Source organism: Thermofilaceae archaeon, from assembly GCA_038731975.1.
Classification (GTDB): Archaea; Thermoproteota; Thermoprotei; order Thermofilales; family Thermofilaceae; genus JANXEW01.
Window position 1 is genome coordinate 1 of sequence record JAVYQJ010000038.1, and the last position, 7,372, is coordinate 7,372.

The window sequence follows — 7,372 nt, forward strand, 5'->3', positions numbered from 1 at the left end:
TGGATAAGCCGTTCCAGGAGTTGAAGGCGTTCAAGAAGACGAGGCTGCTCAACCCGGGAGAGAGCGAGAGGATCGAGCTGGCGATCGACGTTAAATCGCTGGCCAGCTTCGATGGTAGGGAGTGGGTGGTGGAAAGCGGTGTCTACGAGGTTAGGGTTGGGTCCTCATCGAGGGATATAAGGCTGAAAGGAACGTTCACCGTGGAGAGCGAGGTTAGGTTCAAGCCTTAAAGCTAGCCGAGTACGTCGGCCAGCGCTTTGAAGTGCTCCTTCAGAGCCGGGTAGAGGGCCGTGTAGAGCCTGTAGTACTTCTCGTAGAGGGCGCTGTTAGCTGGGTTGTGCTTCACCTCGTCGCGCGTGCGGACCATTGACTTGACAGCCTCTCTCACGTTGGGGTAGGCTCTCGTTCCAACGCTCGCCAGGATGGCCGCGCCGAAGGAGGAGCCCTCGTCGACCTCCATCGTGTACACGTCGCAGGCGTACACGTCCGCTAGGATCTGCCTCCAGAGAGCGCTGCGCGCGCCGCCGCCTAGCACCCGCACTTCACGAGGCTTGATGCCTAGAGCCTTCATCAGCTCCAGTGAATCCCTCAAGCCGTAGCACACGCCCTCAAGGATGGCCCTAACCATGTGCTGCCTGCCGTGCTTCAGGGAGAGGCCGAAGAAGACGCCCCTAGCGTAGGGGTCGGCGTGTGGCGTGCGCTCCCCAGCGAGGTAGGGTAGGAAGATGAGGCCCTCCGAGCCCGGTGGAGCCTGCTCCGCCTCTCTGGTTAGGAGCTCGTAGGGGTCCACGCCGAGTAGATCCGCCAACCCCCTTTCGAGCTGGCCCAGCTTATCCCTGAACCACCTGAAGCTGCCGCCAGCCGACAGCATCACCCCCATCAGGTGCCATGCGCCGGGGACGGCGTGGCAGAAGGCGTGCAGCCTGCCCTTCGGGTCGTAGCGGTAGCTGTCGCTGTGGGTGAAGACAACCCCGGAGGTCCCGATGTTCACCGAGACGATCCCCTCCTCCACTACGCCCGCGCCGACGCCCGCGGCGCCCTGATCCCCCGCTCCGGCGACCACCGGTGTACCCTTCCTCAACCCCGTCGCTTCACCGGCCTCCGAAGTCACCTCCCCCCTGACCTCCGGTGACTCGAGTACCTCAGGCAGCGCTTCGCTGGGTATGCTGAGCTCTTCAACCAGCTCGTACGACCAGCGCCTACTCTTCACGTCGAAGAGCGACGTACCCGAGGCGTCGTTGACGTCCGTCCTAACCTCGCCGGTCAGCTTGAAGCCAACGTAGTCCTTAGGCAGCATGAACTTACGCATCCTCGCGAAGTTCTGGGGCTCGTGCCTCTTCACCCAGAGGAGCTTGGGCGCGGTGAAGCCGGTGTGGGCTATGTTGCCCGTTATAGCGATGATCCTGTCGAGCCCGATCTTCGAGTTGATGTAGGCGGCCTCCTCCCCCGTCCGCTGATCGTTCCAGAGGATCGCTGGCCTGATCACTTTGAAGCTCTCGTCGAGCATCACGAGGCCGTGCATCTGGCCGGTGAGCCCAACGCCCTCAACGTCCTCCGGCTTCGCGCGGGCTTTCTCCAGGACAGCGCGGATCGATTGGACGGTTGCAGCCCACCAATCCTCCGGGTTCTGCTCAGTCCAACCGACCCTAGGCGTGTACAGAGGGTACTCCGTCGTGTGCGAAGCGATCACGCGCCCCCGCTCATCAATAAGGAGGACCTTGGATCCAGTCGTCCCCACGTCAATCCCCATGAATAGCGGCATTCCACCCCCCTGGATGGCTTAAAGAGGTCGTAATTATAGGTTAAGGCCTATATATCGAGCTTCTAGGGTGGTTGCGTGCGCAAGCCGCTGCTCTCGGGCTCGATCCTCGACGCGGACTTCGCCGAACTGCTGCGGCACGTGGAGGCTGCCATAAGGGGTGGAGTGGACCTGCTCCACTTCGACGTGGCGGACACGAGCTTCACACCCACGGTCAGCTTCGGGCCCCGCGTGGCCGCTTGCCTCCTCAGGAGGGTGAAAGTACCTGGTGAAGCGCACATCATGGTGAAAGACCCCGACCCGCTGATCCGCCAGCTCTCCGAGGCGGGGGTCTCCAGGGTCTACCTCCACGCTGAGGCTTCGCGATCGCCCTTCCGCCTCCTCGCCGGTGTGAGGGATCTCGGTCTCGAGCCTGCGATCGCGCTGAACCCGGTCACGAGCGTGGGCTCCGTGGAGCTCCTGCTCCCCGAAGTCTCCGCAGTCCTCGTGCTCCTCGTGGAGCCCGGCCTCGGTGGGCAGAAGATGTTGAGGAGCGCTCTGAGGAAGGTTTCTCAGCTGAGGGAGCTGAGGGAGAGGGAGGGGTACGGTTACTTGATCGCCGCTGACGGGGGCATTAAGGCTGAGAACGTCGGGGACGTCGTGAGGGCGGGGGCCGACATCGTGGTTGTGGGCTCCGCCATCTTCGCGAGCGGGGATCCGGAGGCGGCAGCGAGGGAGGTAAAGGCAAGGATGCTAGAGCACGTAGGCGGGGCCCCAGTGGATCTCGGCCGTGAACGCCCTCGCCCCCAGCCCCCTTAGCGCTTCCTCGACATCCCCGGCCACGTCGGGATCCGCCAGCGCGAAGACCGTTTCCCCGATCATCGCCTGCGAGGCTGCGAGAGCACCGGCAGCTTCAGCGGCCTCTACAGCCCTACGCACCCGCTCGGTCATGAAGCCGGCCTGCTCCGCGAAGCTCCTCGAGCACTGCATGAACCTCTCGATTGTTGGTTCGCGCAGCAGGTCGGCTAAGGCCCTCAACCCCAGCAGGTTGACCCGAGAAAGATCCCTCCTCAGTACCTCGCGCTTGCTGATCGGCGCGTAGAAGCCCACCACCACGCGCAGGCTCGAGTCGGCCACGAGTCTCACGACGGCGTCGTAGCCCGGTGCGCCGGGCCTCACGACGGCAACAGCGCCCCCCACGGCTAGCCCTGATACGGTGCCGAGCCCAGTCCCCTCTTCAACCTCGGCGGCGTGAGCCTCGCGAGCCAGCTCGAGGAAGCTCAGCTTCGTTCCCAGAGCCCTCCCGACCGCTAGAGCCGTGGCCAAAGCACTGGCTCCGCTGGAGCCCAAGCCGCCCCCCATCGGCACCATCACCTCCTGCTCTACCACAACCCTGTAGCGCCCATCGAGGCCAGCCCTCCTCGCGACCCTTTCGAAGACCCTCCTCGCCAAGCCCAGCTCGGACTTCTCGCCGTTCAAGTAGCACTCGAAACGAGCCTCCTCACCCTCCTCCACCTTAACCGTCACTTTCACACCGCGCGAGAGAGCTAGGCCAGCGCCGCGCGCCCCCTTCCTGTAAACGTCCTGTGGAGCGGTGTGAGCGGAGAAGAGCCCGGAGAGGCCTGCGGGCGAGAAGGCTTGGGCTACTCTCACTTGCTCTTCACCGCCGGCAGCACCCTACCCGCGGCCCGGGCGATCGGTGGGACGAGCGCGACCATGAAAGGTATTTCCGTTACGTAGACCCACAGGAACCAGAGGAGGGCTGCGGCCAGCGGCAGGTTCACTCCGCCGCCCGGGAGGACGAAGAACTGGCTGAACGCGTAGACACCGAGCCCGATGATCGCGGACCCGAGGATCAGGCCGGTGCTACAGGAGAAGGTGATGAGCGGGTAGCGGCCGCCCCCGAAGGCTAGGGTGAAGGCGATCGACGCGGCCATCCCGATGAAGTAGGCCATTGCGACCGGCCACTCCAGCAGCCCGGCGAGCCAAGCAGCGGCAACGAGGGCGGTGACCCCCACCTCCTCGAGGAGCGCTGCAACCAGCCACCTCCTGCCCTCCCTCAACCTGCGGTGTAGGTAGCCGACAACGTAGAAGCAGAGGAAGTTCGCAGGGACGCCGACCGTCAAGCTAAGCAGGGCGTTTCCGTGGATCAGCATGTCGCTGATGAAGATGCCGATGGCTGCGCCAAGCCCGCCCACCAGCTCCCCGAAGAGCACGGCGAAGAGAGCCGGCACGAACACCGAGGGCCAGAAGCGGACGACGCCTATCGCCGGGGCGAAGAGGCCCAAGTAGCTGGCGTAGCCCAGGGCCGCGTATAGCGCGGCGTTCAGGGACGTGAGAGCTACGAGCTGGCTCGGCCTCACGGGCGGAGCTGGAGGAATGCTCCTTAAGGTTTAAGTTATAGAAGTTTGAACAGTTTAGCTGGAGCAGTGGAGCCCGAAGCTGCGGAAGGCGTAAATGCCTGGTTTCCGCGCCCTAACGTGGTGCAGGTGGGCAGCGCCGCCGTCTTAAGGGTTAAGCCGTCGGTAGCGGGGTTCGCGAGGAAGTACGCGCTCGCCCTAACCCCCGTCTACACCCTCCTCCTGTCGGGTTGGCTTGCTGAGTTCATCGCTTCGCGGGTCGCTGCCGTACCGCGGCTGCTCCCGGGCGCTCTAGCCCCCCTCCTAGCCTTCGCGGCCTTCGTCGTGGGCTGGGTTCTGCGGAGCCCGGAGGCGGCCGCCTCCTCCCTCCTCTCCCTCCTCCTACCGGTCGTGCTGGTGCTAGCCGAGGGAGGCACTGTGGGCGTGCTCGTCGAAAGGTTCCTGGAGCAGTACCCGCTCGGGGCTCTGGCGGCGAGCCTTGCCACGCTCGCGGCGGTCGAGGTGAGGAGGAGGTCGATCAGCTACGAAGTTTCGGAAGCGGGCGTGTCGATCAAGTCGGGCGTGTGGAGGAGGCAGGAGCAGACGATCCCCTACAGCTCGATCGGTCGGATCGTCATGGAGCAGAGCCTGCTGGGCAGGGTCTTCGACTACGGGACGATCATCGTGGTGAGCGCGGCGGAGTGGGGGGCGGAGTACTACACCCGCGCTGTGGGGGTTGGAGCCGGTAGGGCCCCCGTCGCTGTAGCCTACGCGAGGACGCTGAAGGAGGTTAGCAGGGACCCCGGGAAGTGCCTGTACGGAGTCCGGAGGCCGAGGGCCGTGAGGGATGCGATCGAATCCAGGCTGCGCGAGACACTGGGGGCTGGGCTGGAGCAGGTTCGCCTGCTCAGGGAGCTGAGGGATAAGCTCGCCGGAGCCGATTGAGGAAGCTGAAGCGCGCCCCCCGCTGCTCGGCGAACTTCTCCACCTCCTCAAGCCTCGGCAGCCCCGCTTGCGCGCCCCTCTTCGTCACCTTCAGCGATGCGACGAGGTTGCCGAAGGTGGCCGCCTCATCGATGGAAGCCCCGAGCGAGAGGGCCACAGCGAGAGCCCCGTTGAACGCGTCACCCGCGCCAACGGTGTCAACCACGGGCACGTCGAAGGTCGGCACGAGCCGGGAGCCGCTGCCATCAACGACCAAGGCCCCCCTCTTACCCATCGTCACTACGACGGCGCCCACCCCCCTTTCCAGGAGCAGGTGGGCTGCCTCCACCGCGTCCTCGACCGACTCGACGCTTGCCCCGGTCAATGCCTCCAGCTCCCTCACGTTCGGCGTGATCACGTCGATGCACGAGAACGCGTCCTCCGGGAGGGGTTTCGCCGGGGCGGGGTTGAGGATGGCCAACCGACCCCACTGCTTCGCCAGCCTCATCGCCCTCAGCGCGGTCTCGACGGGGATCTCCAGCTGCGCGAGCACCGCGTCCGCGGACCGTATCGCGGGTAAAGCGGCCTCCACGTCCCCCGGTGAGATCCTGAGGTCGACGCCGGGGGCCACTGCGATCACGTTCTCGCCTCGCTCCCCAACGATTATCAAGGCGACGCCGCTGTGCGACTCCGGGTCCACCCGGACGTGCGAGGTATCGACCCCGTTCCTCGCAGCGTTCTCGAGCAGCAGCCTCCCAACGTAGTCGTTCCCCACCCTGCTGACCAGGGAGCTTCGAGCCCCCAACCGGGCGGCTGCCACCGCCTGGTTAGCGCCCTTCCCACCCGGCTGCATCTCGAAGCCCCTGCCGATGACCGTCTCGCCCGGCTTCGGGAGACGGTCGGTGTAGACGATGAAGTCCATGTGCATGGTCCCCACGACGCAGATCGAAGGTTCAGCCACGGTTGAAGCGGGCCTCCGAGGTAAATAACTGTGCTCCAGCTCTTATGAGCTAAAGTTTTATACTCTGGAGTATTATACTTCACAGTATGATCTTCGTCGATAGGGAGAGCGAGCTGGGGGTGCTGGAGCAGGCCTACTCGAGCGGCCGGAGCGAGCTGGTGGTGATCTACGGGAGGCGGAGGATAGGGAAGACGTTCCTCCTCTCCCTCTTCCTCAAGCGGAAGGGTGGGGTCTACCTGTGCGTCAACCACGAGGAGAGGGACCTGGCGTTGAGGGATCTCGCCGAGCAGCTGTCAGAGCAAGCGGTGCTACCTTACCCTCCGAAGCTGGAGAGCTTCAGGGATCTCTACGAGGTGCTGGCCTCCCTGAACGTCAGGCTCATCGTCATCGACGAGTTCCAGCGGCTTCTGAAGGCGGGCGGTTTGACGGAGCTGCAGCACGCCTGGGACGCGAGGCTCTCGAGGAGCAACGTGCTGCTCGTGCTCTCGGGCTCAGCCGTCGGGGTCGCTGAGAGAGTCGCCACCTCACCCTCCTCCCCCATCTTCGGCAGGGCAACGAGGGTGGTGAAGCTGGGAGAGCTCAGCTACTCAGCCGTGAGAGCCTTCCTCCCCAGCTACAGCGAGGAGGACAGGGTGAGGAGCTACGCCGTCTTCGGAGGAGTGCCGGGCTACCTGTCCCGCCTCTCCCCGAACCGAACCCTTCTGGAGAACGTTGAGGAGCTCGTGCTCAAGCCGGGGGCGCCACTAAGGGAGGAGCCGCTCATCCTGCTCAAGCTGGAGCTGCGCAACCCCTCCAGGTACGCTGAGATCCTCCGGGCGGTCGCGGAGGGGGCGACCCAGTTCGGCGAGATCGCCGATAGGGCGGGGTTGAAGGTGGTGGAGCTCCCGAAGTACCTGAGGGTGCTCGAGGAAGACTTGAACCTCATCGAGAGGAGGTACCCTCTCCTCGAGGAGGGTAGGAGGGGTAGGGCCCGCTACCACCTCCGAGACCACTTCACTCGCTTCTGGTTCAAAGCGGTCTACCCCAGCAGGGTCCTACTGGAGCTAGGCCTCTACGACCGTGTCTCCCAGCAGCTACCCCCTCTCATCGACCAGCTGGCGGCGCAAGCCTTCGAAGAAGTGGCGCACCAGCACTTCGCCCTACTGGCGAGGAGGGGCCTAGTGAGCTTCACTCGGGTCGGGAGGTGGTGGATGGGCGATGTGGAGATCGACCTCGTCGCCGTAGACGAGAGGGGCTCGACGGCGTACTTCGGGGAGGTGAAGTGGTCGAAAACACCCCTCGATAAGCGCGTGCTCTACAAGCTGGAGGAGAAGGCGGAGGAGTTCGCCTGGAGGAGGGGGGAGAGGAGGGAGGTCTACGTGCTCTACAGCAGAGCCGGCTTCACGTTCCAGCCCGAGGAGGGCGTGCACC

Annotated in this window: 8 protein-coding genes; 4 read left to right on the forward strand and 4 right to left on the reverse strand. The window is 64.8% G+C overall.

The genetic code is table 11. The features are described from left to right. Nucleotides 1-230: fibronectin type III-like domain-contianing protein (locus QXF46_08650; GenBank protein ID MEM0226927.1), on the forward strand; the 230-nt coding region annotated here is incomplete at its 5' end. 2 nt (nucleotides 231-232) lie between these two features. Here the strand turns inward: QXF46_08650 and xylB are convergent. Then, on the reverse strand, nucleotides 233-1,750 hold the full coding sequence (xylB, locus tag QXF46_08655; GenBank protein ID MEM0226928.1) for a xylulokinase: 1,518 nt from the start codon (nucleotides 1,748-1,750) through the stop codon (nucleotides 233-235). 87 nt (nucleotides 1,751-1,837) lie between these two features. On the opposite strand from xylB, the gene QXF46_08660 reads away from it, so the two are divergent. Further along, a complete protein-coding gene (locus QXF46_08660) occupies nucleotides 1,838-2,557 on the forward strand; it encodes a ribulose-phosphate 3-epimerase (protein MEM0226929.1) in 720 nt (239 codons plus the stop codon). Here QXF46_08660 and QXF46_08665 read toward each other — a convergent pair. Together QXF46_08665 and QXF46_08670 are read right to left on the reverse strand one after the other, a co-directional pair. Next, entirely contained in the window at nucleotides 2,492-3,391 is a 900-nt protein-coding gene (locus QXF46_08665) for a hypothetical protein (protein MEM0226930.1), read from the reverse strand. The two genes, QXF46_08660 and QXF46_08665, sit on opposite strands and share 66 nt — an antisense overlap. Then, on the reverse strand, nucleotides 3,388-4,101 hold the full coding sequence (locus QXF46_08670) for a hypothetical protein (protein MEM0226931.1): 714 nt from the start codon (nucleotides 4,099-4,101) through the stop codon (nucleotides 3,388-3,390). Before QXF46_08670 ends, QXF46_08665 begins: the two co-directional genes overlap by 4 nt. A gap of 117 nt (nucleotides 4,102-4,218) precedes the next feature. Between QXF46_08670 and QXF46_08675 the strand changes: the two genes are divergently transcribed. Further along, nucleotides 4,219-5,022 (forward strand): PH domain-containing protein, encoded by an 804-nt coding sequence (locus tag QXF46_08675; GenBank protein MEM0226932.1) that lies wholly within the window; start codon nucleotides 4,219-4,221, stop codon nucleotides 5,020-5,022. Here the strand turns inward: QXF46_08675 and rbsK are convergent. Then, the gene (gene rbsK, locus QXF46_08680; protein MEM0226933.1) at nucleotides 4,985-5,962 is read right to left on the reverse strand and encodes a ribokinase; all 978 of its coding nucleotides are present in this window, start codon (nucleotides 5,960-5,962) and stop codon (nucleotides 4,985-4,987) included. The genes QXF46_08675 and rbsK overlap by 38 nt on opposite strands. Nucleotides 5,963-6,048: 86 nt before the next feature. Between rbsK and QXF46_08685 the strand changes: the two genes are divergently transcribed. Beyond that, nucleotides 6,049-7,372: ATP-binding protein (locus tag QXF46_08685; GenBank protein MEM0226934.1), on the forward strand; the 1,324-nt coding region annotated here is incomplete at its 3' end.

Excerpts from the sequence above, each read along its gene's own strand:
- xylB (MEM0226928.1), bottom strand. The coding sequence starts at position 1,750 with ATGGGGATTGACGTGGGGACGACTGGATCCAAGGTCCTCCTTATTGAT.